This is a genomic window from Rhodococcus sp. 14-2483-1-1 (assembly GCF_002259335.1).
Lineage (GTDB): Bacteria > Actinomycetota > Actinomycetes > Mycobacteriales > Mycobacteriaceae > Rhodococcoides.
Genome location: NZ_NPFX01000011.1, coordinates 117525 through 144176 on the forward strand (window position 1 = coordinate 117525; position 26652 = coordinate 144176).

A 26652-nucleotide genomic window follows, 5' to 3' on the forward strand; every position below is an offset into this window, starting at 1 on the left:
CGCGCATTCCCATCACGACCCGGGTTGTGATGCGATTCGTCTCGCTGCCTCGACGACAAAGTGGCGACGTGCTGCCCGTGCCTGCTCCTCATGGGGTCCGGCACCTGTGATCATTTCGGCGAGCTGCGGCACAGTCTGCCACCAGGCTGCTAGCGCGATCAACGCGAAGACCAAGTACGCAGGATCGATCTCCGAATCGATGAGCCCGTGTCGCTGGGCGTCGGCGAAACGCGCCACTTTCTCGCGGTAATGCGTAGTTCGTACCTCCGCGTGAGCAGGCGGGCCCGGCTGGAGACCTTCCCATTGCAGCAGGCGACCCAGTTCAGGATGGGACGCGTGATAGTCGTAGGTCGCGCCGGCGAATTCGCCGATGTCGTCCAAGTCGACGCCCGTGAGTTCGACGCCGGTCGCTAGGCGCTCCAACTCGGTGGCCAGTACGAGGTCCCAGAGAGCTTTTTTGTCGCCGAAGTAGCTGTAGAGCCTTTCCTTGTTGACGCCCGATCGACTTGCGATGGACGCGACGGTCGTGCCCTCGAACCCGTGAGCTGCGAATTCCACCAGCGCAGCATCACGAAGTCGACGCCGTGTCCCGTCCGTGTCCCAGACCATTCGCCAAGATTACCAACTTCTGAGTTGGAGATTCCGCACGCTCGGGGTCTAGTATTCCAACTATATCGTTGGAGTTGGAGAATTGATATGACAGAGATCGGACGTCTTCCCGCAGAAATCCCCTCGCCCGAGCCAGGCTCGGTGGCCCTGGTGACGGGAGGAAATAGTGGCATCGGTCTCGAGACCGCGCGGCAGCTGCTCGCCATGGGCGTAGACCTATGGATCGGAGCGCGGGATCTCGATAAGGGGCATCGCGCAGCCGCGGAACTGGGCTCGGTCGCACGCGTCGTGCAGCTCGATGTCACGGACCCATCCTCGGTCGCCGCAGCCGTACAACAGGTCGGCCAACTCGACATACTCGTGAACAACGCCGGAGTGAACCCAGGGACCGACGGCGTCGTCGGCACCACGCTCGAGCAGTTGCGTATCGCGTACGAGACCAACGTCTTCGGCCTCATCTCCGTCACCCAGGGATTCCTCCCCGCGTTGCACAGGTCCCCGCACCCGCGCATCGTCAACGTGTCCAGCGGCACCGGATCACTCACCTGGAACAGCAGCCCGAACCCGCAGTTCGACTGGGAACGAGTGAAGGGCGGCGGCTTGGCCTACCGAAGCTCGAAGACAGCCGTCAACGCCGTCACGCTGATGACCGCTCAAGCCCTCGGCGAGAAGGTCAAGGTCAACGCCCTTGCGCCGGGTCTACGCCGCACCAACCTCATCGCGGGCATGTCGACGGGCGGGAACCCGGCCGAGGCGGCCACGGGCGTGGTCCGTCTCGCCCTCCTGGCCGACGACGGCCCTACAGGAGCCCTGTGGTCCTGGGACGGTACCCGCGTGCCCTGGTAGGGAAAAGGCCCAGCAGCCTTGCTACCCGAGCCATGATGGAGTGAGCGGAACCGCCGTGTGCAGTCGCCTGTGATGACCGTCGGGCACCTGGTTGCCAGCATCGACACGTCAGCAGTGACAGGTAAGGCTTCTACCGCTGCACCGAGCTCATCAGATCCTCGACAAATGCCGCGATCACGGCATTGGCGTTGTCGGGGTTGGTGACCACCGACACCGTTCGCGTGGGCGCGTCGATGACCTCGATCACGTGCAGCGTGGGGAACACCGATGCCAAGGACGTGGGCAGCAGCGTGACACCCAAACCCGCCTCGGCCAGTTGGCCGATCAGTTCGGCCGAATCGGCCTCGAGTATGTGGCCGCGCGTCACCGAGGATCGAGTGAAGGCGTGATCGGACTGCAACCTGGCCTCGCTCCCTGCGGGCCGGTCGATCATCGTCACTTCGGCCAGTTCGGCCAATCGCACCGTCTCGCGCCCGGCCCAAGGATGGTCGGGCGCAACAAAGAGAGACAGCGGCTCGGTCCACAGAGCGGTTGCGGTCAATCCCGGATTCGGTCGTCCTGGGGCCAGGCCGATGATGCCGAGATCGAGATCCCCGCCGGCGATGGCGTCGAGAATCTCCGCACTCGCACGGGGTAGCAGTGTCACCGTCGTGTTCGGGTAGCGGCCGGACACCCGGCCGACAACCGCGACGACGTCGACGCGGGCGAGGGGCACGATCATCCCGACGCGCAGTCGTCGGATCGCGGTGGTCGGGTCCGGAGCAACGTCGGCGACCAGCCGAGACACTGCACCGAGCACGCTGTAGCTGCGCTCGAGGAAGATCTGACCGGCTGGGGTGACACTGACGCTGCGGCTGGTTCGTGCGAACAATTCGACGCCGAGCTCTCTTTCGAGGTCTCGGATCTGGGCGCTCAGGGCCGATTGAGCGACCCGTAGCCGGGCGGCCGCCCGGCCGAAATGTTGTTCTTCTGCCACGGCGACGGCGTAGCGGATGTGTCGTAATTCCACAGACGGGAATGCTATCTCTCGAACAGATCGATCGTGCGGAACGTTCTATTGGACAGCACGATCGGATGCGTGAATTCTTGTTGTGTGAACACAGCAACTACCTCGCGCACCGGGGTGAGCACGCCCGTCGTTGCGCTGATGGCCGTCGCCACCGGACTATCGGCCGGCGGCAACTACCTCAACCAGCCACTGCTCGACCTCATCGCCACCGAGTTCGGTGTCTCGGAATCGGCCGCCGCGGTCTCGGTGACAGTCGCACAGATCTCGTACGCGCTGGGGCTGCTGCTGCTCGTTCCTCTCGGCGATGTGGTGGACCGTCGGAAACTCAGCGTCGGCCTCATGGTTCTCGCCGCAACGGGTCAGGCTGTCACCGGCTTTGCACCGGGACTGTCGTGGCTACTGGTCGGCACCGCAATCGCCGGATTGTTCTCGGTCGCCGCGCAGGTCATCGTGCCGTTTGCCGCGTCGATGGCACACCCGGAACAGTCCGGCCGCATCGTCGGAATCGTGATGGGCGGACTGCTGACGGGAATCCTGCTGGCTCGCAGCATCTCGGGACTGCTGTCCTCGGTCACTGGCTGGCAGGGCGTCTACCGGCTCGCCGCGGTGCTGATGCTCATCTCCGCTGCCGGACTGTGGCGGGTACTGCCGCGTCGCACCGCCACGGCGGACGTCACCTATGGCTCGGCGCTGTTCTCCATGGGTCGGCTGGTGCGCACCCATGAGCGGCTGCGCACGCGCGCTCTGCTCGGCGGCCTGGCCTTCGCGTCGGTGAGCACCGTGTTCGCCAGCATGACGCTGTTGCTTTCCGGCGACCGGTTCGGATTCAGTGCCGCACAGATCGGTCTGATCGGACTGACCGGCGTAGCAGGCGCTCTGATGGCCTCGGTCGCAGGCAGACTCGCAGACCGCGGACTGGTCCAGTGGGCCAGCGGTACCTGCGCCGTCCTGCTGATCGCGGTATGGCCACTGTTCGCCCTCGGCGGGCAGTACTGGGTGGTGTTCGTGATCGCGTTCGTGCTCGTCGACCTGGCGTTGCAGGGCGTGCACGTGAGCAATCAAAATGTCGTCTACGCCCTCGATCCGGCCGCTCGCGCCCGCATCAACTCCGTGTACATGACGACGTACTTCGTGGGCGCATCAGCCGGCTCTGCCGTCGGCACACTGGCCTGGGAACACTTCGAGTGGACGGGCGTCTGCGTCGCCGGAGCCGGATTCGCCGTCCTCGCCCTACTGGTGTGGCTGTGGGACGTGCAGGTCGAACGACATCACCAGCGAGCCAGTGCCCTCAACGATTCCGGTGTGCCCGCGTAGTGGTTGACGTCGGTGCGCCCGTCGATTCCGGGGATCGTGCCGCGGTCGGTGAACTGCCAGAACAGCCATTCGGTCCAGCCGCCGGGTAAGGGCCCCAGCTCGTCGTTGTAGTCGGCGATCCACAGCGGGTAGTTGTTGAACTCGTGGGTGTCGGCCATCGCCGTCCGCCAGAAATTGGGATACGTGTAGATGATCGGCTGACGTCCGGTCAGCGTCTGAACGGTGTTCAGGTAGCGGTGCGTCCAGTCGATCAGCTCGGCAGGAGACTTACCTTTGGCGTCTTCGAGGTCGAGTACCGGCGGCAGATCGCCCGGGCCGTTGATGCCCAGCACCAGTGCGGAGTAGTACGCGCCCTGCAGTTCCGGGGAGAGAGTCACATCGGCGTAGTGGTACGCCCCGCGCGCCACGGAGGCCGTACGCATGACGATCGAGTCCTCGACGAAGTACGGGTTGACGTAGTCGAGACCCTCGGTCGCCTTGACCATCGCGAACCCGTGGCCTGCGGCTTTGACGGTGTGCCAATCGATGGCAGTGCCGTCGATGTGTTGCCACGACGAGACGTCCGGTCCCTGCGGAACGGCAGAGGCGACCGCAGGCACGGCACACGTGATGACGCCGACCGACAGGATTCCGAAGAGGGCACGAACTGTGCGAGAGAAGACCACCGGGCTGAGGCTAGGGGCCCGGACCTGGGCACTCAATGGTGAACAGTCACTAATGCGCTCTGTTCACAGACGTGGTTGAGTCGTCGGTAATGAGACGTGGGTAACACTCACGCTGCCGACGGCGACATACCCAGAGTCGGCACGAACAAACCCTATGGAAACACGAACTACATCTCTTGGCTCGGAGGCGCACCCATGACTGTCGTGAACGATCTTCCCCATCTGGCCCTCACGGAACTCGACCCGTCGAACTATGCGGTACCCACCATTGCGCCGATCCGAACCACCGGCCATCTCGATCCCGTGTTCTGCGTCCACCCGCTGGTAGGTCTGGTCGATTGCTACGCAGGTCTGGCCACTCACGTCGACGACGCCCGGCCCATCTACGGCGTGCAGGTACCGGCGTCCGGTGAACGCTCCGAGTCCCTCGCGGCTTTGGCCGCCTCCTACGCCGACGACATCGTTCGTGTCCAGCCCGCCGGTGCAGTCCACCTCCTGGGGCTGTCGTTCGGCGGAGTTCTCGCCCACGCCATCGCCGTCGAACTACAGAGTCGCGGCGTCACCGTGGGCGCGCTGACGCTGCTCGACAGTGACCCGGTCCGGGCCCGCGCCGAGGGAGCGGACCTTCTCGCCTCCATGGGCGACGAGATCGATCGCAGTCACGTCGAGGAGTTGCTGGCCGTCGCCTCGCACAACGACGAACTCGTGCAGCGGCACCTGCCCGGCATCTACTTCGGCGACATCCTCGCCGTCTCGTCCGTGGGAACCGACTCCGGTTCCGCATGGCATCCCTTCGTGTGCGGCACCGTCGCCAAGTACCTCGTCCCCGACGCCACCTCGTTCGACGTCGTCGGCCCGCTGGTGGACAACTACCTCGGCTGATCGCTCGCTCTATCCCAGCCAGTCCAGCACGGCCGCGGCCGTCCACGATTGCTGCATGCTGCCGAGCGGCTTGCCGGTGAACGGCTCGTAGTACTCGGCGAAACTGCCGTCGCTGGCCTGCCGCAGTCCTTCGTCCCGCAAGGTCAGTGACCGCTCGGACCAACCGCGACGCGCGAACGCCCACGAGAACAACCACGTCATCACCGGCCACACCGGTCCACGCCAATACTCACGGGCGCGGAAGTCCTTCGACACCGGCGACGTCGAGGGCGGGACGGCGTACCGCAGATCCGGATGGCCGCAGAATCGTGTGCCCTCGAATATTCGAAGCAGGTTGCGCTCCTGCTCGCGGGGCAGACCACCGCACAACAAGGGCGCGAACATCGCGATGGTCTCGGTGCCGATCCACTGGCCGGTGCGCAGATCGAAGTCACGAGCCCCACCGGAGCGCGCATCCGTCGTCGCAACGACGCCCTTGCGGAACTTCTCGGCCCACGAGCGCAACTCGCGAACGTCGGAGCGCGGACGCGAATGGTCCTCCCCGATGGTGGCGAGCACGTCGCATGCCACCGCGAAGATGGCACTGACGAACACGTCCTCGACAGCAAAGCTCATTTTGGTCTTCAACGCGTCGTCGTCGTACCCGACCTGCTTCATCTCTTCCACCAACCAGATGTAGCGGTCGTACTCGAGGTTGCTGGGCCGCTGAGAGGCGTCGGTGATGACCGCCTTGTCCTCCCTGAAGTACGGATCCATCTCTCCGGGAACAACATTGGCGTAGGCCGAATCCCAGCGCGGCGAGTTGTCCATACCCGACTCCCAGCCGTGGAACAACGCGATGCGTCCGTTGTCGTCGACGTCGCGAGCCTGCGCGAGCCAACGATGCCACCGCACCAGATCGCCCCAGCGTCGATCGAGAAACTCCTCGGCGACGGCGCGCGTGGTCCGCCCGTGGCGCTTGGAGTGATCGAGGATGCGCTGCACGGCAATCGCGTGCACCGGGGGTTGGGTGATGCCGGAGGTCTGCGGGTTCATCGGAGCCTGTGGGGCGAGGGTACCGGTGGCCCACCGCGCCGGACCGGGAAAGTAGCCGTCGACCCCGTTGGCGAAGACGATGTGCGGGATCATCCCGTTCTTCCACTGCGCCGAGAGCAGCGTGTCCATTTCCACCACGGCACGCTCGACACTCAGAGGTGCCAGCCCGACGGAGACGAATGCCGCGTCCCAGCTCCACATGTGCGGATACAGCCTCGGGGCCGCGCTGGTCATGGTGCCCAGGTCGTTTCCTCGAAGCAGGTACGCCGCCCGTGCCGCCAACTGCGTGGAAGTGAAACCTCGATCGCCCATGCAGACAGTTTGCGTCCATACGCGCAATTCCGCTCGTTTGGATTGCGGACCGAACCTGACCGCTATCGGGCCTAGTGTGAATTTCACCAGCCACCAGGAGGAAAAGATGACCACCGAAAGCACCGACATCGTGAAAATGCTCGCCGAACAGCGCGCCAACTTTCTCATCACCGTCCGCGGAATCACCGACGAGCAGGCACGCACCCGAACGACCGCCAGCGAGCTCACCCTGGGCGGGCTGCTGCACCACGTTGTCAGCAACGAACGGCACTGGATGAAGGTGATCGCAGACCTGGACGAGACCGCCGAATTCGACATGGCCAGCGCCGGCGGCGAGTACGTGATGGGCGACGAAGAGACTGTCGCAGGACTGATCTCCGAATGGGAAGAGGTGGCGCGGTCCACCACCGATGCCCTCGCAACGTTGGATCTGAACCTGTCCGTCCCGGTCCCGACAGCACCTTGGGCACCTGAACGAATCTGGCAGACTGCACGATTCACCGTGCTGCACATCCTGCGCGAAATCTCGCAGCACGCCGGCCACGCGGACATCATTCGCGAAGAACTCGACGGTGCGAACACCACCCAGACCTGGGCCTCCGAGGCGGGGATGAGCTTCTAGCTAACCTGATTGCATGACTCGTACTGCACTGGTGACCGGAGCAAGCCGTGGCCTAGGGGCCCATATCGCTCGACTGCTCGCTCCGGATCACCACGTGTTGTTGGGGGGACGATCGGCCGAGTCGCTGAAGCCCATCGCGTCGGAATTGGCCGGGTCCACCCCATGGCCGGTGGAGTTGACCGATCCCGACGCGGTAGCGGCGGCCGCGTCGAGCATCGATTCTCTGGACGTGTTGGTGCACAACGCCGGAGTGGCAGCACTCGGGACGGTCGAGGAGTCGACGGCGGAAGACTGGCGTCGCCAGTACGAGGTGAACGTCATCGCCGTCGTCGAGCTCACTCGGCTTCTGCTCCCTGCCCTGCGCGCAGCTGAAGGCCATGTGGTCCTGATCAATTCGGGAGCCGGAATTCGCGCCAACCCGGGTTGGGGTGCCTACGCGGCGAGCAAGTTCGCGCTTCGCGCCTTCGGTGACGCATTACGTCAGGAGGAACCTTCGTTGCGAGTGACCTCGGTGCATCCCGGCCGCATCGATACCGAAATGCAGCAGGAAATCGTCGCGCACGAGGGTGGGAAGTACGACGGCTCGAAGTTCTTGCAGCCCAGCACCGTTGCCCTCGCGGTGCGCAATGCTATCGACACGCCGTTGGATGCTCACCCGACGGAAGTGGTGCTTCGCACCAGGTGAGCGAAACTTCGTAGTGGGGGTCGAGTTTCCGCTCACGACAAGGGGTTTGGCGTGATTCTGGCCGTTCCCTGGGTCGACGAACTTGCGAGGGTATCGGCAATGTAAATTGCATTTTCCGCACCGTCTACGACGAATTGCCAGTTCAGCACAGTTTTGCTCTGGGGAACTGCCGGCGCCGGGCCGGGTCTCCTGTCACCGCTCGAACAACGTCGCGCTGCTTGACGAATGAAAAGCTAGTTCTTTAGCTAGAATCCGTACTTCTCCTTTCGTAGGCGAAACGCTCGTTCGCCTCCTTCCATCACAGACGTGATCTCATCACGCACTCCGGCGACGTCGATCGCACCCTGTTCCTTAATGTGGCCTGCTGATTGATCGCCAGCAGTCAGGTAGGCACACACAAGCACTAGGTCTGCATCTCCGTTAACTACCAAATTCGCGTTGTGGCTCGAAAAGATCAGCTGTCGCCGGTTTTTTGACAGCCAGATCTTGGAGACGATCTGCTGCACGGTGTCGCTGTCAAGATCATCCTCGGGCTGGTCGATGATGAGCGGTGTCCCTCCCTGAGAAAGGAGTGTCCCAAGGAGGGCAGAAGCTTGTTGCCCGGCCGAAGCGGAGTCGAACGGGATGTACTCGCCTTCTTTGGCGCGGTACTCAAATTCGGGAAAGTCGGCCAGTTCCGCCAGCGACAGGTCAAGCCAACCGTCTGGGGTGAGCTTAGGTGCGAACCTTTTTTGGTCGGCAACCGTGAGGCCCAGCCTGGTCAGCGAAGGTGTCGCTTCCGAACTGATTTCTGCGTCTGTTTCGAGGAGGGTCAGCGATTCAAGTTCGTCGAGTACCGCCTCCCAGGTCGCTGCGGGGTCGGACTCGTTCGCGAGCTCGTCGAAGAAGGCGTCGACTTTGTTTGCGCGCACATTCGATCCAGCGATCAGTGCCTTGAATTTGGTCTGTACAGCGTCGAATCCGCGGTTGGCTGACAGGGTGGCCCGGATCATTCCGTCGGAGGACGCCGCGAGTGCGTCGCATTCGACTTTCAGGGCACCGGTGCGGTTCTTCCGCACTGCTGCCAGTTCCGCACGATACTCAATGTGCCTTTCGTTCGGCTTCCCGAGCGCGTCTCGGTCTGTGCGTTGACGCTGCGCGAGTTCGCGCGCTGCACGTTGCTGATCCTCCAAGTTGGCAAGCTCTGCCAGTTTGGCCTCATGCGCAGAAGACCGCTCCTTTACGGCGCGATACGATTCCTCGAAATCTGAGAACTTGGTTGAGAGGGATTGGGAGACTGTTGCCAAGGCACCCCCGCCGTTGCTGAGTTCATTGAGTTCGAGCTCGAATCCCTCAATTGCCGAGTGCAGTTGAGTAAGGGCGGCACGTGCGGTCGTGAGCAAGGCGTTTGCCTCGGTCGCGACGTCTGCAGGTGCTGATGCGGGCAACCTCATGTCAGCCAGCGACGAATTGAGCGATTGTGCCAAGTTGGTAAGGCTTGTTCGGGTCGTCTCAACGTGTCGGAGCCAGCTAGTCTGAGCAGACTTCAGGTCATCGTGTCCAGTTTTGCCGTCGAGTACCTTCCGGTCTTCCTCCGAGACATCCGCGAGGCCATCACGCAATGACTGGGCTTGTTCCGCTAGAGACCGGACGCGCAGTTCGCCGCGTTCGATTTGGCCCGACAGGTTTCGATGGCGTTGAAGGGTTCCGTAGTTCTCGCGCAGTCGGCCGGCGATCTCTTCTTGTTGTCGGTCAACTTGTTCGAGCTGGCGTTGGATCGGCGAAGTGACGAAGCGCAACAACTCGTCAACCCTGATCGAGACGCTACTCAGCTGCTTCTGGCTGTAAGCCTGGATTGGGAGCAAGCTCTGAATGGCGGCTTCGGCCACCTTTTCAAACTGACCCTCGCCAACTTTGAGCTGAATCGTGCCATCACCGCCATGCCGGCGCACCACATGCGTGATCCCGTTGATCACACAATGGACCTCGACATGAGCGTCATAGGGCTTCAGCGTCGATTCAATGAGTTTGCGCTGACGCACTCGGGGATCCGCCACCTCATCATCGGCGGATGCTTGAGCAGGTTGGTCGCACAAGGCCCAGCGAAGGTAATCGAGCACTGTCGATTTCCCAGTACCGCGCCCACCGATGAGCGCCGTGTACTGCGGGTTGAGCGCGACATCCACCCGCCCCATGAACTTGCTGCTCGACACGACGACGCGGGAAATCCACACATTCGGTGTCGCTGGCGAGACGTGAGAGATTCGAGACTCCTGCGCCAAGCATGCCTGACGGATCGCTTCAGCAGTGGGCTCGGCCCATTTGATCCAGGTCGCAGACTGACCAAGAGTTGAGAAATCTGCTTTGCGTGCGTCGGAAGTCTGAAACAACCCGAGCCTCTTTGACCCCCATGCTGCGACCTCACCGTTGAGAATCTTCTTGGTTCCCAGATCTTTGTTGAGTAGATCGACGCTGCCATCGAGGTACCCGCCAACAGGAACCATGTCCTTGTACTTCCCCTGGAATTGCTGACGCATGAGGGTTCGGTAGCCGCCCGGCGTGACATTCGGCAGGATGATGTAACGGCCTTTGAGCCACATGTGGTTATCGAGCTTGCCGTGCAGTTGATTCAGGTCGTCCGAGTCAATCAGGTTCTCTGTCTGTGGCAACGCTTCGAGGGCCGGGTCCACTGGGTCGAAATGCAAGGCCTTCAGTACGTCGTCGAGTCGATCAATTGGAAAGCTCGCGTCGAGGATCATGATCGCTTGGCAAGGCACGTGGAGTGATAGCTCCAATGCGGGGAACACAACCAAGCGTTCGACATCAGGCAAGTTGGTGCCATCCGGGTATGTCTCGCGTTCGGCAGCTCGCTTGATATGCGGGAAGTATGCAAAGTCGTGGTGATCGGAGATCGCAACCGCATGGAGGCCTTTTGCACGAGCTGCTCTCACAAACTCATCCGCCCAAGTGTCGCGATCAGACGGACGGTCACCGTCCCACTGAGTGTCGCGTGGTGTGTGCACCTGAAAGTCCGCGCGGTAGAAGTGACCACCGTTGTCGGCTAATTCGATACTTCGTCCACTTGCTTCGCTGATCACGGTCGTCCTTCATTCTTCCAAAGCTCGGTATTTGGCGGCGCGTCGTCCAAGTTGTCTCGACGCGCCCGCCAGGCGGACATGCCACAAATTCATCAACCCACCGCTGCGTTGACGAACTTTGTCCTCAAGTTCTAGTTCGCAGTTCCTGCGACTCGCCCCAATTAATGCTGAATCTGGGTATGAGCACTCGTCGGATGGTTTGGGGCGCACACCGCGCTGGGGCTGCAGCTATCAACATCGACTTGACGGTGCGGTAACTGTCGTAAGCGCACCGTCCACGTCTCGAATCCGCTTACGGCCACCCCGCCAACCTCGACGCTCAGAGGTCGTCGAGTTTCACTATGCCGTCTTGCAGAGCCCGGGCGACGAGTGTCGCCTTCGTCGGCGCAGCCCGACCGACGCGGGAGTATTTGTCCCGAATTCGGGTCAGGTGGGTGTTGACGGTTCCCAGCGCGATGTGGAGGCGAGCACCGACTTCGACTTTGGAGTCGCAGTCCAACCAGACCTTCAGGACTACGACCTCGCGCTCTGTCAGCCCGGGTGACGCGTAGACCGGCGCTGGTCGTTGGCCATGGATGCGCCCCGGCGCAAGAGCAGTGCGCGTGACGGGCGGCCTCGGGCCGAGGGGGTTGCGCACAGTCCTGGGCACTGCGACTCGGGTCTGCACTTGGGGTCGATGATCGATCAACACCATCTGATCCTCCTCGAGATACCGGCCTTGAGGCCGATGTACATCGGACCACGGGCGTTGAACCCTCTGCAACACAAACCAATTCGAGAAGAACGTCGATTTGAGTGTGTGGTCTACACAGGGATGTAGTCTGAACTAAACCGCGCGGGCTCGACCACTGAATTGCTATAGTTCGTGATCTATTCAGGTGTTGTGAAGTCCAGTGAAGGCGGTTGACGTTGAACCCTAGGCCTGTCCCGCGTGAGCAATTTCTCCACGCCGGATACCGACTTCTGAGCGAAGTGGACATGACCGATCTCGCCCGGTCGCTGTCCATCTCGGCGGTAGTCGACGGTGCTGGGCTGTCGCATCAAACATTCCACAACACTTACCCCGGCAACTCTCGTAGCGGAGGTTCCGGCGGCAAAGAGGCGTTTGTGGCGGATCTGCTCGACAACCTCACCGTGAATTACAGCGGCACTGCACCCACCGATCCACCTGCCGGGCTGCGAGACGCGGCCGCACCGGTATCCGCCCTGTTCGAGGACCTGACCTCCGGCCTGATGCGGCGGCGCCTGATCGCCACGTTGCTGGCTGCCGACCACGACGGGGCCCGCAAGGCCGTCACCCCAGAATTCGAGCGACTGGATGCCGACCTGCGCACCAAGGTGGGTCAGGCGATTCAAGCTCAGGGCGGGTCCGTCCGCCAACCTATGTCACTGACCTCCCTCTCTACCGTCCTCGGAGCTCTGCTGGACGGACTCGCGCTCCGGGAGATGCTAACTCCAGGGTCCTTCTCCGGGGACGACATCGCTGCAGCGACCACCTCGATCCTGCGGTGGGCGATCGATCCACTGCATTCCGATCGACAGACACCCGACCCCGAACCGGCATATCCTTTCGACGACTCCGACGCGCTGAGGCCAGACCTCGAGGCCGACGTGATCGCCGCAACAGAAGCTCTGTTCGTCGACAACGGATACTTTCTCGTCACCCTCGCCGATATCGCGGCGGCCGCACGCCTCCGAGCCGACGACCTTCGACGGCTGTTCCCGAGCAAAGTCGACATCATCGTCGCCGCGCTGAAACCGAAATTCGATCGCGTCCTGCGACTGCGTCGAGCCGACGACCGCCTCGGCATCGAACCTGCAATCGCATTGCGCCGCACCCTGATCGAAGTTGGGGAATTCGTGATCGACAACCGTGCCATGAGTTCCGGGATGCTGCTCGCCTTGAGCTTCGAGCAGTTTCAGCAACCCAACACCGTGACCACAGTTCTGGAAAACCTCTACCTTCCATCTGCCGTGGTCCCGATCCTCGAACGGGGACGCGAAGCGCGCGTGTTCAGCGATGAAGCACCGGCGATCGAGGCTGCAATCATGCTGACCAACAACGTCCTGTTTCGATGCTTGACTCGGCCGACCGAAACGGCGGTCGACGTTGTCGACGGCGTTCTCCGACTGCTCATGCCCGGCATCGCAACTAGGACCCCATAAGGGTGCCGCACCACCGCGCCCATGCTTGCGGCGTGGCGAGGTGAGTGTGACCGAAATCGATCCCATGCACTGGGATCGATTGGCACGACTGTCGCAGCACCTGCTCGACGACATCGAAGTGGGATCCGGAGACGACGGCACCTGGTATGTGAGTCGCGATATCGAGGCCGCGTTGCTGCGACGCACGGTCCGAGGATCCGAGCCACAGATTGTCGTCGGAGGAGCCGGGCACGGAAAATCGACACTGCTGTGGTCGCTCCACCGAGCACTACAGGAGCAGGGGCTCCATCCGTTACTGGTCTCTGCCACCTGGCTCCATCCCGGCGACGACGGCATTCGTACAGCCTCGACCGCCGAGATCATCGCCGCCGTAACCGGTCGACCCGGCGCAATACTGCTGCTCGACACCGCGGACCTGATGCTGCACAGCCGCTCTGCTCGCCACGACATCATCGACCTGGTCACAGTGCTCGCTCGGACGGCAGTCCCCGTAGTTCTGACGACCAGGCCGCTCGAAGGACAAAGCCTTCCCACGAACCTGGGGCACAAGATCACCCTCGGGCCGTTCTCCTCGAACTCCGAACTTCCGACCGCAATCGAGGCATTGACCGTCGAATTCATCGCCGACGACTCGGTGATGCCACCGAATCCGGTGACGGCGATCCAGTCCGCCCTGGCCCGCGGCGCTCTCGTCGACGACGTGTGCACCAGCCCCTTGCTGCTCAGACTGCTCTTCTCGCTGTCGGCACCACATTTTCCTCAGCTCGAACTCGACGTCACCGGCCTCTACAACCTGTTCTGGTCTCGCCGCATCGTCAGCGATCACCGCTCCGGACCGGAGGTACCGGCTGAGGACTCTGATGACCTGTCGGCCAGTGCCGGGTTTCTGGCGATTGCCATGCTCGCGTTGGGAACACCCGAACCACCCGTCGACGTCGTCGTTCGACGCGCGGCGCAGGTCGCGGCATCGGCGGACCATACGTACGACGACGTGGTCCTGCGCAGACATGTACGGGCACTGACCCGGCGCGGCGTACTGGTCACAACCGACAATCGTGCCCGGTTTCTCCATCAAACGTTCTTCGAGTTCGCCGCCGCCAAGGGGCTTGCCAACAGGGGGGCCGAGGATGAACTGCCGCGATTGATCGCTCGCGTTGCACAGACCCCCGACGATCTGTTCGTCGGTGCCGTGGTCGAACAAACCTTGATCATCCTGGGAGCAGATCTACTGGCCAGACCCGCTGTCCGCGCGAGCTGTCAGACCCTCATCCGCACCGGGCTCCCGTATCCCATCTCGATTGCCATGACCGCGTGGGCGCATCACCCGGCAATACTCGAGCTCACTACTGACATGTTCGCTGCGGTCGCCGATGTCCAGCTGCGTCGATACCTGACGACGCTGCCCTTGCTGGATTCACGGCAATTCGCCGAGCGTGCACGAGATTTCGGCAACCGGCTCGACATCGTTCCCAGGGGAACAGGAACAGGTACTTTTCACGAAATACTGTCGCCTCACGACAGCTCGGTTCACCCACCGGATTCGCGGGAGCCTGACGAACTCACCACGTACCAAGAGCGCCTCGTTCGCGCTCTGCACCGCGTAGAGACACGGCGGCGTGATCTCGAACGTGCCACGGACGAGGCCTACCGTGCGATTCGACGCGCCGCCGGCAGCAAGGACGACGATCATCTCGGCCGTATCTTGTTCGGCATTTCCCGATCTGCGTTCTATCGGCTGAAAGCCGGTTCGAGTTGGAGTGCACCTGGAAGAAAGCTCTGCGCCGACATCGATGCCCACGGGGACACCATCGGTGAGCGCTTCGACCTCACACGTTTGCACGACGCCTATGTGGCCGCGGCTCAGGCGGCGGACGATGCCCGCCATGCCAGGGATGGGCATGGCGGATCCGCAGGTCAGTGATGTTCGTCGCCAGTTCCGAGTTTCTCGAGAAGTCGAACAAGCACGCCACACGATCGAATTACACCGTTCCCCAACGTGATTCCCGTCCACCGCCCGGCAGGCGGTGGACATGATCGAAAGGTCAGGCCATGAACCCGGCAGATCTGCACGACCCGACACACACGGCTCTCCGGCTCGTCCAGTCCATCGCACTCTCGGTACCCGCGTATCGCCGTCTGCTCACCGAGCACGGAATCGAGATCGACGCGATCGCAACGATGACCGACCTCGCTCGATTGCCGACCACATCGAAGGACACCTACCGAAGAACCAACATCCTTTCCGATCTGCAGGCCGGCAGACCCGAAGACGTCGAGACCATCGCGAGCAGCGCAGGGTCGTCGGGAACCCCGACCTTCTGGTCACGCGGACAGCGAAGTACCGATCACGGAGCAGCGATGTTCGGGCACGTGCTGCGGGAATGCGCCGACACCGAACACAGAACGACCCTCGCACTCGTGACGTTCCCACTCGGTCCGTACATCGGAGGTGCCTTCATGTACGCCATGTTGCTCGAACTCCGAAAGCGTGGCCATCGGCTCTCGATAGCGACCCCCGGTATGGATCCCGACGTCATTGCCGAGGTGGTGTCCGAGGCCGCAGACGGATATCAGCAGATCGTGATCTTCGCGTATCCCCCGATTGCCCGAGACCTACTCGACACTCACGGCGAACTGCTTCGACGGCACGACGTCGTGATCATCGTCGGCGGTGAACCCGTCAGCGAAGCATGGCGATCCCTCGTCCACGGCATGCTCGGCGACCCCGGCGGAGACCGGGTACGCGTGGTGTACGGGGCAACCGACGTCGGATTCGTCGGCTATGAAACGGCAGCCACAACTGCCATACGTTCGGCGGCAGCTGAGGATTCGGCCTTGAACGGCAAGATATTCGGCACCGAGTACGCCGATGGAGATGTCGTGCAACAACCCGCATTCGTGCAGTATCGACCCGAGTTCACCTACATCGAAGTCGACCCCGACGGGTACTTACTCTTCACAGTCGGTGGCGTACTACCACTGGTGCGCTATCGAGTGAACGACCGAGGAGAAGTCCTCGTCGGCAGCGCCGTCCGCGACCGACTCGTCGACTCCGGATATCCCGCTCTTGCAGAGGATATCGACCCGAAGGCCTACTACCTGCTGGTGTTCGGCCGAACCGACGTCGCCGCCATCTACAGTGCCGTCAACATCTATCCCGACTACTTCCGACCGGCCGTCGAACACATCTCTCTGGCAACACGATTGACGGGACGGTTCATCGCTCGCTGCGAGACCGACAGCGACCAGCGCCAGACATTGACGCTCGACGCCGAGCTTCGGCCCACACTGGAATCCGATCCCGATACTGCCGAACAACTCCGACAGCTGTCCATCGCCAGCCTGCGGCAATTGAGCGCGGAATACCGCATCGTGCACGACCAGAAAGGTCACGACGCAGAACCCGTCGTACGCCTCAGGTCGTTCCGCTCCGCCGGCTTCGTCACCGGAGGAAAGCAGAAGTCGATCGACTAGCAACCGTCAGCCATCTCGGTGCTCGTCCACCCATTCCGGATGCTCGCGCTGGGCCCACTCTCGCGTGACGACTCCTTCGGTCATCCCGCGCATCGCCTCGGCGTCTCGCCATGCGTAGGTGATGTGACCGACCACCAGAAGACCGAATCCCAGTGCGAACCAATCGTGTACGAAGGTCGCGCCGATCCGCCAGTTCAGCGGGCTCCAGTTCTGGAAGTACATCACCGCACCGGTCAGCAGCAGCACAAGAATCGATCCACCGCTGAGAGCGCCGTTCAGCTTCTGGCCGGCGTTGAACTTACCGACCCCCACCGCGCCGAGGCGACGGGCTTTGGAACGCAACCACTTCCAGTCGTCGTCGATAAATCTGTTGAGGCGCGCCATGTCCCGCCGGTAGCCCCTCGATATCGCACCGGCGATCAACGGAACCGGAAGGAGGAAGCCAGACCACACGTGCACGAACTCCACGATCGGGCGGTGCCCCACCAGCACTGCGAGCGACCCGATGTACAGGATCGCAGCGGTGACGATGCAGACGATCACCAGAATCCCGACGGCCCAGTGCACGTATCGTTCGACCCGTCCGAAGCGAGCGCGCTCAGCCCGTTGGGTCATCGCGACGCCCGTTCGATTCGCCGACGTATGCGTCGATGTCGTATCCGCGATTCTCCCAATAACCCGGCACCACGTTGTCGGTGAGCTCGATGCCCCCGAGCCACTTGATGCTCTTGTAGCCGTACATCGAGGCCACGAACAGTCGAACGGGCCCACCGTGGTCGTGGGTCACCGGACCGTCCAACATCGTCAGCGCAACCAGGACGTCGTCCGAACGCGCCTGCTCGAGCGTCAGACTCTCCGTGTAGGTCCCGTCGAACGAGGTGAAGCGAAGCGAGTTCGCCGACGCGGTTGGTCCGACGGCATCGAGAATGTCGGCCAATCGCACTCCGCTCCAGGCAACTTCGGGTACTCGCCATCCCGTGACGCACTGAAAGTCACGGACCAACGACGTCTGCGGCATCGAACGGAGGTCCTGCAGAGTGAACGTGCGCGGTGTGTCGACGGAACCGCCCACCGTCAGGGCGTAGGAGTTCTCGTCCTTGCGCGGCGCGCCCTGCGTCACCGAATAGAACCGGAAATTGTTCCCGACGGGAATCAGCCCGATCAACCCCGTCGGGTCGTGGTTACCGATCGGACCGAGTACGGAAGCGAGACCCTTCTGGATCGCCCCGCCGCCGGCGATGCCCGCAACACCGGCCGCCACCAGGCCGAGCACGACTCGGCGACCCACGGGACTGCCCGGGATCTCTCGCTCGTCGATCGGCATCCCTCCACTGTCCACGCTCGACGACGATCCGTCACCTGGCGATGCTCGAAGTCTGGATGTTCGACGCCGGAAGTCCTACCGTGAAGACATGGCACTGTCGAAGGCAGAACGCGAAGAATTTCTGGCCGAATCTCGGATCGCCGCCTTGTCCGTCGCCGCGGGTCCGGATCGGGGGCCGCTCACCGTCCCCATCTGGTACGACTACATCCCGGGCGGTGACGCGTGGGTCCTCACCGGCAGGACGTCCAAGAAGGCCCAATTGATCAGGGCTGCAGGTCGATTCACTCTCATGGTCGAGCAGTCGAATCCGACGATCGAATACGTATCCGTCGATGGGCCGGTGGTACGCGAAGAACCCAGCACGCCGGAGCTTCTGCGCGCCATGGCAACGCGCTACCTACCCCCGGAGAAGGTCGACGGCTACCTACAGATGGCGAACAGCGAACACGAAGAAAACGTGGTGTTCTACCTGCAACCGGAGCATTGGCTGTCGGCCGATCTGGGCGCGATCTGAGAGAACGCGCCGGTACCGCCTGTATCAGGAAGTCGGTGTCAGGGCGTTGCCGGGCGGGATGGTCACACAGTTGCTGCGCGTCGGCCCACCGGCAAACCGCTCTGTCAGGAACTGCAGACTTTGCGCCTCGAACACCGGGAAGGCTTCGCTGTGGGTCAAGCCGTCGTACTGTGCGTACTGCACATCGACGCCCCGGCCGCAGTATGCGTACGCCAGTCCCTGCACGTCGCCGGTGATCATGATGGTGTCGCCGATCGGATCGGCATGGCCGACAGCCAGGAACATCGGCGTCCGAGGAGTGCCCTGGCTACCCATGATGTTGTCGTCGATCGCCGCCACCACCTCGGGCACGTCCAGCAGGGAGTCGTACGGGGCCTTCACCATCGAGGCGTCGGTGAGTGTCGGGTAGTCGTCGGCGAACTGGGCGATGCACTCCTGATCGACCTGATCGATCACCTCGAGGCCGTAGTCGGAGACGAAGCTGTTCAGGTCCAAGCCGTAGGCACGCTCGTAAGCGACGATCAGTGCCGGGATGACACCCGCCCACTGCTTGTTACCGCTGACGTACGGAAGGTTGTGAGCCAGGTCGACCGGCAGTCCGCCGGCCGCCACACCGACGAGATTCAGCTCGGGCGCGTACTCGGGGGCAATTTCGGCACCCCACTGCGTCGGCACGGATCCGCCGGAGTACCCGACCATGCCGACGGGCGTGCTCGACGGAAGCTGCAGGAGGGACTGAGCCGCACGAATGCCGTCGAGAGCGGCGTAGCCCGACTGCCGCCCGATCGTCCACTCGAGCTCCTCACCCTCGTAATCCGGTACGACGACGGTGTATCCGGCCGCCAGGTAGCCGGCAATGACGGCCTGTTCCGCGCTGGCGATGGGGCTCGTCGCACCGCCGCTGAGGGTGAACGACGGGTCGCACTGGGAGCCGAGGGCGTCGTAAGCCATGTGGTACGAGACGATCCGCGTCGGCCCGGGGACCAAGGGCCGCAGCACAGTGGCGACCGTGACGACACCGTCGCCCTGTTGGTCGGTAGTTCTGTAGAGAACCTGGCTACCCGTGATCGGCGTCGGCTGGGTGGGGGTACGGAACGTCATGGGCCTCGACCGCAGCACCGTTCCCGGGGAGACGTCCAGGCCGCCGTCCCAATCGTAGAACGGATCATCGGCAGGAACCGGTGAGCCGGGTCCCGGATCTGCTTGTGCAACAGGCACACTCATGAGTGACGCGGACCCGAGAAGCAGTACGACGGAGGCCATCAGCCTCAACGCGAACCCTCTACCAGCCAGTGACATGGAACAATTAAACCCCCGCGAACTCGAGGTTATGGACGGAAATCGCCAGACTTCCTTCCATAACTTCGAGTTCGGCGGAGGCGGGGGGGTTACTTCAGGACGATGTTCACCATTCGACCCGGGATCACGATGATCTTGGTCGGGGCCTTGCCGTCGAGCAGGGCCGCGATTTTCTCGTCCGCCAGAGCCGTCTTTTCGACGTCGTCCTTCGTTGCATCGGCAGAGACGGTGATGCGGCTGCGTACCTTGCCGTTGACCTGGATGGGGTAGTCGACGGTATCGGCGACGAGCCACTTCTTCTCGACGCGCGGGAATGGCCCGTGCGCCAACGACTTCTCGTGACCCAGCTTGCCCCACAGCTCCTCGGACAGGTGCGGAGCCAAAGGAGCCAGCATCAGGATCAGCGGTTCGACGACCCCGCGCGGGGCACCGTCGGGGTAGGCCTTGGTGATGTGGTTGGTCAGCTCGATCAACTTGGCACCGGCCGTATTGTCGCGCAGCGCAGCGTAATCCGCGTGCACGCCATCGATCACTCGGTTGAGCACTCGCAGCGTGTCCTCGGTGGGCTTGGCATCGGTGACGCGGACCTCGCCGGTCACCTCGTCGAGCACCAGTCGCCAGACGCGCTGCAAGAACCGCTGCGCGCCGACGACGTCCTTCGTCGCCCACGGCCGAGAGGTGTCCAGCGGGCCCATCGACATCTCGTAGAACCGCAGGGTGTCGGCACCGTACTCGGCGAAGATCTCGTCGGGGGAGACCGAGTTCTTCAGTGACTTACCCATTTTCCCGTACTCACGGTTGACGGGCTGGTCCTGGTAGAAGTAACCGCCGTCGCGTTCGATCACCTCGGCCGCGGGTACGTAGACCCCACGCGCGTCCGTGTAGGCATAGGCCTGGATGTAGCCCTGGTTGTACAGGCGACGGTACGGCTCGCTCGAGCTGACGTGACCCAGATCGAACAACACCTTGTGCCAGAAGCGCGAGTACAGCAGGTGCAACACCGCATGCTCGACGCCACCCACGTAGAGATCGACCCCGCCCGGATCGTTGGGTCCGTGGATCTCCGGACGCGGCCCGACCCAGTACTTTTCGTTCTCCGGGTCCGCGAAGGCCTCGGAGTTGGTGGGGTCGACGTAGCGCAGCTGGTACCAGGAGCTGCCGGCCCACTGCGGCATGACGTTGGTGTCGCGGGTGTAGGTCTGCAGTCCGTCGCCCAGATCGAGCTCGACGTTGACCCACTCGTCGGCCTTGGCCAGTGGTGGGGACGGCTCGGAGCTGGCGTCGTTCGGGTCGAACGACACCGGGGCGTAGTTCTCGATCTCCGGAAGTTCCACCGGCAGAGCGGAATCCGGCAAGCCGTGCGGGTTGCCCTCGGCGTCCCAGACAATCGGGAACGGCTCGCCCCAGTAGCGCTGGCGCGCGAACAGCCAGTCGCGCAGCTTGTACTGAATGGTGCCGCGGCCGGTGCCGTCCGCTTCCAGGCGTGCGATGACGGCGGCCTTGGCCTCGTCGACCGGCAGGCCGTCGAGGAAGTCGGAGTTCACGAGCGCACCGTCGCCGACGTACGCCGCCTCGGTGACGTCGCCGCCCGAAATGACCTCTCGCACAGGCAGACCGAATGCCGTCGCAAATTCCCAGTCACGCGCGTCGTGGCCGGGTACGGCCATGATCGCACCGGTGCCGTAGCCCGTCAGCACGTAATCGGCGATGAACACCGGCACCTGCTCACCGTTCACCGGGTTCGTCGCGTAGGCACCGATGAAGACGCCGGTCTTCTCCTTGTTCTCCTGCCGCTCCAGATCGGACTTGGCGGCGATCGACGCCCGGTATGCCGCAACGGCTTCCGCGGGAGTCGCGGCACCGCCGGTCCACTTGTCGGAGACGTCCGCCGGCCACTCGGGAGCGATCAGCCCGTCGACCAGATCGTGCTCGGGGGCGAGTACCACGTAGGTCGCGCCGAACAGGGTGTCGGGGCGAGTGGTGAACACCTCGATGCCGGAGAACGAGACCTGCGCACCGCGGGAGCGTCCGATCCAGTTGCGCTGCATGGTCTTGACCTTCTCGGGCCAATCCAGGTACTCGAGGTCGTCGACCAGGCGGTCGGAGTACGCGGTGATTCGCATCATCCACTGCCGCAGGTTCTTTCGGAACACCGGGAAGTTGCCGCGATCGCTGCGTCCGTCGGCGGTGACCTCTTCGTTGGCAAGCACCGTACCCAGACCGGGGCACCAGTTGACCATCGAGTTGGACTCGTACACCAGACGGAAGCCGTCGATCACCTCACGGCGCTCGCCGACGGTCAGCGACTCCCAAGAGCGGCCGTCGTCCAAAGTCCGCTCACCCGAGGCGAAGGCCGCCTCCAGTTCCGAGATGGGCCGCGCTTTACCGAGGTCCGTGTCGAACCACGAATTGAAGATCTGCAGAAAGATCCACTGTGTCCAGTGGTAGAAGTCGACGTCCGTCGTCGCCAGGGACCGTCGACGATCGTGCCCGAGGCCCAGACGGCGCAACTGGCGTCGCATGTTGACGATGTTGTCCTCGGTGGTGCTGCGCGGGTGCGTGCCGGTCTGCACCGCGTACTGCTCGGCGGGCAATCCGAACGCGTCGTACCCCAGCGCGTGCAGCACGTTGCGTCCCTGCATGCGGTGGTAGCGCGCGAAGACGTCGGTGGCGATGTAACCGAGGGGATGGCCGACGTGCAGGCCGCTGCCCGACGGATACGGGAACATGTCCTGGACGAACAGCTTGTCTTTCGGGACGTCTCCGGCGAGCGTGCCGACCGGGTTGGGCGCGTCGAAGGTGCCCTGGGTCTCCCACAGGTCCTGCCACTGCTCCTCGATCTGCCCGGCGAGCTCCGCGGTATAGCGGTGTTCGGGAACGGACTCGGTGGATGCGTCAACGGAATCGGTCACGTCGACCAGCCTAAAGTGTGACGCGGCCCGCCTGGTACCAGGACCTCGCTGCGCCGTATCCTGGCGAGGTGGTCATCGTCTCGGTTGTGTTGTTCGTGCTCGCCCTCGTCGTCGGCGCTGTCGCTGCGCTGTCGCTGCTGGGTCGGCTCCCGCGTAACCGTTTCGCCGGTGTTCGCACCACCGAGGCCATGCGCGACGACGAGACGTTCGTTCTCGCCAATCGCGTCGCCGGGCCGACCACCGCGGCATCGGCACTGGTGCTGGCCCTCGGCGCAGTGGCCGCGGTTGCGTTGAGCGGAGTATCGGCCGTCGTCGCAGTCGTCGTTGCCCTCGTGGCCGCACTGTTCATCGCTGCGGCCGGCGGATCCATCGGGGCCCGCGCCGCAGCGGCCGTACCTGCACCCGCCGAGGCGGACGGATGCGGACAGTCGTGCATCTCGTGCAGCCTCAAGGACGCCTGCCAGCCGAGCTGAGCAGATGAAAGCGAGAGCTGCACGCACGTTCGACCCCGCTGGAGTGGTCTTCGGTGTTCTCGGACCGCTCGTCGTTGCTGCCCTGGTTCTCGTCCTGGCCTACCTGTGGCAGGGCCGACTACCGGACCAGGTCGCCACACACTTCAGCGGCACCGAACCGGACGACCTCGCCGATCCACTCTCCAATGCCTGGACGCTCGCGATCGTGATCGTGCTGGTGGGAGGCGGGTGCAGCGCCGTCGCGTCGCTGGCTCGGGTGCTGCTGATCATGCGCCGAACGATGCTCGTCATCGGACTCACCGTCGTCGGGATGATCGGCGTTCTCCAGATTGCGACCCTGACGCGGGAGTTGGACCTCTCGTCCGGCCAGAGCGTCACCATCCCGGGCTGGGCCATCGCGATGGGCACCGTCATCGGATTCGCCGCTGGGCTGTTCGGTGCGTCCAGGCTGCGTGACCACCGCGAACGCGTCGTCGCCACCTCTGCGCCGCATGCCGATCTCCCACGCTGCAATCCCGAGCTACCTCTGGTGGTCCGCATCGGTGCCAGTCGCGTCGCCGGGATCACCGTCGTAGTGGTCTCTCTGGCCGGAGCCGCGTTGACGTGTTACCTGACCAGCTCGCCGTGGCCGATCTTTCTCTTCGTGCCGCTGACGATTCTGATTCTGTCGCTGCTGCGCTTCACCGTGCACATCGACAGCGACGGGCTCTATGTGTCCAGCCTGGGCATGGCGGCATTCGACTACGACATCGACGAGATCACCGGTGCATCGGTGCGGACCGTCGATCCGGGTAAGGACTTCGGCGGTTGGGGTCTGCGGGCCAAGGGGCGCGGGAATTACGCCGTCGCTACCGAAGCGGGCCCCGCAGCCTTCGTCACCTTCGCCAACGGTGACCGGCTCACCATCGGTTCCGCCCAGGCCGACACGATCGCAGGCACCCTGAACACCTTGACCGCCCGCACTCGCAGCGCAACGGTGGATTAAGTTAGCCGAGTGAAGTTGTTGCGGGATACCGTGCTGGATCCCTTCCTGCTGAGCATCTTCGCAGTGGCGGTACTGGCGAGCATCTTCCCGGCGACGGGCACGGCCGAGGACGTGCTGGGCTGGGTCACGCGGATCGCCATTGCGCTGCTGTTTCTCATCTACGGTGCGAGGTTGTCGCCGCGAGATGCATGGGACGGCATCAAGCACTGGCGGCTGCACTCGGTGATCCTGGCGTCGACCTATCTGCTGTTCCCCGCGCTCGGCCTGGCTCTGCGGATACTCGAACCCGGATTGATCAGCGACGACCTCTACACGGGTGTGCTGTTTCTCTGTCTCGTTCCCTCGACGGTGCAGTCCTCGATCGCCTTCACCTCCATCGCCCGCGGCAACGTCGCCGGTGCCGTGGTGAGTGCGTCGTTCTCCAACATCATCGGAGTGTTCGTCACCCCGCTGCTGGTGATCGCGTTGATGACCACCACCGGATCGGTGAGCATCGATCCGGGCTCCATCCTCGACATCGTGGTCCAGCTGTTGCTGCCGTTCGCCGTCGGTCAGTTGATCCGGCCATGGGTGACGGGATGGTTGACGCGGCACAGCGCTCCGACGAAGCTCGTCGACCGAGGCTCCATCCTGTTGGTCGTCTTCGCCGCATTCAGCGAGTCGATGAACCAGCACGTGTGGTCCTCGGTGGCGGTGTGGCGCATCGCCGTCGTGGTCGCGGTGTGCGCTGTGCTGCTCGCCGTCGTGCTGACGATCACCTGGTACACGGGCAAATGGTTCGGCTTTCCCCTCGAGGATCGACTGGTGCTGCTGTTCTGCGGGTCCAAGAAGAGCCTGGCAAGCGGCCTGCCGATGGCCGCGGTGCTGTTCGTCGGACAACCCGTCGGACTGATCGTGTTGCCGTTGTTGCTCTTCCACCAGATCCAGCTGATGGTGTGCACCGTGATCGCTCAGCGCTTCGCTCGGCGACCGGAATCGGAACCGAGCCCGGCGGCCTCCGCGGCGGACTAGATTGGGTGTCACTCGAGGCGATGGGGAGAAGACGATGACCAGGAAACTTCACACCGACGGTGTCGTCTCGGCGGCCTACACCGGCCGACTGGCCACCAATCCTGTTCCCGCACTGCGGCTTCCCGAGGAGCAACTCGACCCCGACGCGGCCTACCGCTACATCCACGACGAACTGATGCTCGACGGCAGCTCGCGCCTCAATCTGGCGACGTTCGTCACCACCTGGATGGATCCCCAGGCCGAGAAGCTCATGGCGGAGACGTTCGACAAGAACATGATCGACAAGGACGAGTATCCGTCCACCGCAGCCATCGAGGAACGCTGCGTCAACATCGTCGCCGATCTGTTCCATGCCCCCGGACTCGACCGGGAGGACCCGTCGTCGGCCACCGGGGTCTCCACCATCGGATCCAGTGAGGCCGTCATGTTGGCCGGCTTGGCGCTCAAGTGGCGCTGGCGAGCCAAGGGAGCCGGCACCGGCACTCCGAACCTGGTGTTGGGAAGCAATGTTCAGGTGGTGTGGGAGAAATTCTGCCGCTACTTCGACGTGGAGCCGAAGTACCTTCCGGTCGAGCGCGGTCGCTACGTCATCACCCCGGAGCAGGTTCGAGACGCGGTGAACGAGAACACCATCGGCGTCGTCGCGATCCTCGGCACCACGTTCACCGGAGAACTCGAACCGGTACAGGAAATCTGCGCTGCACTCGACGAGATCGCCGACGGCGGTGGGCCGGACGTACCGGTCCATGTGGACGCCGCCAGCGGCGGCTTCGTGGTTCCGTTTCTGTATCCGGAGCTCGAATGGGACTTCAGGTTGCCTCGGGTCAAGTCCATCAATGCCAGTGGGCACAAGTACGGATTGACCTATCCGGGAATCGGATTCGCCGTCTGGCGAACCAAGGAAGACCTCCCGGAGGACCTGGTGTTCCGCGTGAACTACCTCGGCGGCGACATGCCCACCTTCACACTGAACTTCTCCAGGCCGGGCAACCAGGTGATCGGTCAGTACTACAACTTCCTGCGTCTGGGCCGCTCCGGCTACACCGACATCATGAAGGCGTTGCGCGACACCGCTGTTCGCGTCAGCCGACACCTCGAGAAGCACCCGGACATCGAGGTGATCACCGATGGATCGGCCATCCCCGTGCTCTCGTTCATGCTGAAGGATCACTGCGACTTCACCGTGTTCGACGTGTCCCACGAGCTGCGCGCCCGCGGTTGGCAGGTACCGGCATACACGATGCCCGACAACGCCACCGACGTTGCGGTACTCAGAGTCGTTGTTCGAGAGGGTTTCAGCGCGGATCTCGGTCGCATGCTGTGTATTGCCATCGATGAAGTGATCGATGGCTTGAAGTCGGGCGGACACTCGACCGCGCAGGCGTTCGCTCATTGAGCGGCTCCGTCGCATGTGAGCGGAAAGTCGACCCCTGCTACG

At 63.3% G+C, this 26652-nt stretch carries 23 protein-coding genes; 13 read left to right on the forward strand and 10 right to left on the reverse strand.

Features of this window, described 5'->3' with window-relative positions:
* Nucleotides 1–12: 12 nt before the first annotated feature.
* A complete protein-coding gene (locus CH294_RS09335; RefSeq protein ID WP_094737741.1) occupies nucleotides 13–609 on the reverse strand; it encodes a TetR family transcriptional regulator in 597 nt (198 codons plus the stop codon).
* Nucleotides 610–696: 87 nt separating this feature from the next.
* Between CH294_RS09335 and CH294_RS09340 the strand changes: the two genes are divergently transcribed.
* Nucleotides 697–1455 (forward strand): SDR family NAD(P)-dependent oxidoreductase, encoded by a 759-nt coding sequence (locus CH294_RS09340; protein ID WP_094737742.1) that lies wholly within the window; start codon nucleotides 697–699, stop codon nucleotides 1453–1455.
* 130 nt (nucleotides 1456–1585) lie between these two features.
* Here the strand turns inward: CH294_RS09340 and CH294_RS09345 are convergent, their stop codons facing one another.
* A complete protein-coding gene (locus tag CH294_RS09345) occupies nucleotides 1586–2464 on the reverse strand; it encodes a LysR family transcriptional regulator (protein ID WP_094737743.1) in 879 nt (292 codons plus the stop codon).
* 138 nt (nucleotides 2465–2602) lie between these two features.
* Here CH294_RS09345 and CH294_RS09350 point away from each other — a divergent pair, with 138 nt between their 5' ends.
* Nucleotides 2603–3778 (forward strand): MFS transporter, encoded by a 1176-nt coding sequence (locus CH294_RS09350; RefSeq protein WP_094737744.1) that lies wholly within the window; start codon nucleotides 2603–2605, stop codon nucleotides 3776–3778.
* Here the strand turns inward: CH294_RS09350 and CH294_RS09355 are convergent.
* Nucleotides 3733–4407: a glycoside hydrolase family 25 protein gene (locus CH294_RS09355; protein ID WP_052058586.1), complete on the reverse strand. Its 675-nt coding sequence runs from the start codon at nucleotides 4405–4407 to the stop codon at nucleotides 3733–3735. The genes CH294_RS09350 and CH294_RS09355 overlap by 46 nt on opposite strands.
* A 231-nt stretch (nucleotides 4408–4638) precedes the next feature.
* Here CH294_RS09355 and CH294_RS09360 point away from each other — a divergent pair, with 231 nt between their 5' ends.
* Nucleotides 4639–5325, forward strand: coding sequence for a thioesterase domain-containing protein (locus tag CH294_RS09360; RefSeq protein ID WP_094737869.1), 687 nt, complete (start codon nucleotides 4639–4641; stop codon nucleotides 5323–5325).
* A 9-nt stretch (nucleotides 5326–5334) separates the two neighbouring features.
* Here CH294_RS09360 and CH294_RS09365 read toward each other — a convergent pair whose 3' ends face one another.
* Nucleotides 5335–6672, reverse strand: a complete 1338-nt coding sequence (locus CH294_RS09365; RefSeq protein WP_032402738.1) for a glycogen debranching protein — start codon at nucleotides 6670–6672, stop codon at nucleotides 5335–5337.
* Between the two features lie 106 nt (nucleotides 6673–6778).
* Between CH294_RS09365 and CH294_RS09370 the strand changes: the two genes are divergently transcribed.
* A complete protein-coding gene (locus CH294_RS09370) occupies nucleotides 6779–7294 on the forward strand; it encodes a DinB family protein (protein ID WP_032402798.1) in 516 nt (171 codons plus the stop codon).
* Between the two features lie 13 nt (nucleotides 7295–7307).
* Nucleotides 7308–7979, forward strand: a complete 672-nt coding sequence (locus CH294_RS09375; RefSeq protein ID WP_094737745.1) for an SDR family oxidoreductase — start codon at nucleotides 7308–7310, stop codon at nucleotides 7977–7979.
* Nucleotides 7980–8224: 245 nt separating this feature from the next.
* On the opposite strand, the gene CH294_RS09380 is transcribed toward CH294_RS09375, so the two are convergent.
* On the reverse strand, nucleotides 8225–11053 hold the full coding sequence (locus CH294_RS09380) for a TrlF family AAA-like ATPase (RefSeq protein ID WP_349290431.1): 2829 nt from the start codon (nucleotides 11051–11053) through the stop codon (nucleotides 8225–8227).
* 322 nt (nucleotides 11054–11375) lie between these two features.
* On the reverse strand, nucleotides 11376–11750 hold the full coding sequence (locus tag CH294_RS09385) for a LuxR C-terminal-related transcriptional regulator (RefSeq protein WP_141216476.1): 375 nt from the start codon (nucleotides 11748–11750) through the stop codon (nucleotides 11376–11378).
* 284 nt (nucleotides 11751–12034) lie between these two features.
* On the opposite strand from CH294_RS09385, the gene CH294_RS09390 reads away from it, so the two are divergent.
* From CH294_RS09390 to CH294_RS09400, 3 genes are all read left to right on the forward strand, one after another.
* Nucleotides 12035–13222 (forward strand): TetR family transcriptional regulator, encoded by a 1188-nt coding sequence (locus CH294_RS09390; protein WP_094737747.1) that lies wholly within the window; start codon nucleotides 12035–12037, stop codon nucleotides 13220–13222.
* Nucleotides 13223–13268: 46 nt separating this feature from the next.
* Nucleotides 13269–15143: a hypothetical protein gene (locus CH294_RS09395; protein ID WP_141216477.1), complete on the forward strand. Its 1875-nt coding sequence runs from the start codon at nucleotides 13269–13271 to the stop codon at nucleotides 15141–15143.
* A 128-nt stretch (nucleotides 15144–15271) separates the two neighbouring features.
* On the forward strand, nucleotides 15272–16696 hold the full coding sequence (locus CH294_RS09400) for a hypothetical protein (RefSeq protein ID WP_094737749.1): 1425 nt from the start codon (nucleotides 15272–15274) through the stop codon (nucleotides 16694–16696).
* Nucleotides 16697–16702: 6 nt separating this feature from the next.
* Here CH294_RS09400 and CH294_RS09405 read toward each other — a convergent pair whose 3' ends face one another.
* Together CH294_RS09405 and CH294_RS09410 are read right to left on the reverse strand one after the other, a co-directional pair.
* Nucleotides 16703–17311 carry a cytochrome b/b6 domain-containing protein gene (locus CH294_RS09405; RefSeq protein WP_094737750.1) on the reverse strand — a complete coding sequence of 203 codons (609 nt, stop codon included), beginning with the start codon at nucleotides 17309–17311 and terminating at the stop codon, nucleotides 16703–16705.
* Entirely contained in the window at nucleotides 17295–18020 is a 726-nt protein-coding gene (locus tag CH294_RS09410) for a molybdopterin-dependent oxidoreductase (RefSeq protein WP_052058537.1), read from the reverse strand. The genes CH294_RS09405 and CH294_RS09410 overlap by 17 nt, the downstream gene beginning before the upstream one ends.
* Before the next feature lie 88 nt (nucleotides 18021–18108).
* On the opposite strand from CH294_RS09410, the gene CH294_RS09415 reads away from it, so the two are divergent.
* Nucleotides 18109–18534, forward strand: a complete 426-nt coding sequence (locus tag CH294_RS09415) for a pyridoxamine 5'-phosphate oxidase family protein (protein ID WP_032401688.1) — start codon at nucleotides 18109–18111, stop codon at nucleotides 18532–18534.
* A gap of 24 nt (nucleotides 18535–18558) precedes the next feature.
* Here the strand turns inward: CH294_RS09415 and CH294_RS09420 are convergent, their stop codons facing one another.
* Both CH294_RS09420 and leuS read right to left on the reverse strand, forming a co-directional pair.
* Complete coding sequence (locus CH294_RS09420) at nucleotides 18559–19833, reverse strand: lipase family protein (protein ID WP_094737751.1); 1275 nt, start codon at nucleotides 19831–19833, stop codon at nucleotides 18559–18561.
* A gap of 89 nt (nucleotides 19834–19922) precedes the next feature.
* Nucleotides 19923–22745, reverse strand: coding sequence for a leucine--tRNA ligase (gene leuS, locus CH294_RS09425; protein ID WP_094737752.1), 2823 nt, complete (start codon nucleotides 22743–22745; stop codon nucleotides 19923–19925).
* A gap of 68 nt (nucleotides 22746–22813) precedes the next feature.
* On the opposite strand from leuS, the gene CH294_RS09430 reads away from it, so the two are divergent.
* Genes CH294_RS09430 through CH294_RS09445 form a run of 4 tightly spaced genes read left to right on the forward strand, consistent with a single transcriptional unit; the run spans nucleotide 22814 to nucleotide 26610 of the window.
* Nucleotides 22814–23218, forward strand: a complete 405-nt coding sequence (locus CH294_RS09430) for an SdpI family protein (RefSeq protein ID WP_032402045.1) — start codon at nucleotides 22814–22816, stop codon at nucleotides 23216–23218.
* Nucleotides 23219–23222: 4 nt separating this feature from the next.
* Complete coding sequence (locus tag CH294_RS09435) at nucleotides 23223–24203, forward strand: DUF1648 domain-containing protein (protein WP_094737753.1); 981 nt, start codon at nucleotides 23223–23225, stop codon at nucleotides 24201–24203.
* A 9-nt stretch (nucleotides 24204–24212) separates the two neighbouring features.
* Nucleotides 24213–25214, forward strand: a complete 1002-nt coding sequence (locus CH294_RS09440; RefSeq protein ID WP_094737754.1) for a bile acid:sodium symporter family protein — start codon at nucleotides 24213–24215, stop codon at nucleotides 25212–25214.
* Nucleotides 25215–25248: 34 nt separating this feature from the next.
* A complete protein-coding gene (locus tag CH294_RS09445; protein WP_094737871.1) occupies nucleotides 25249–26610 on the forward strand; it encodes a glutamate decarboxylase in 1362 nt (453 codons plus the stop codon).
* The last annotated feature ends 42 nt before the right edge of the window (nucleotides 26611–26652 follow it).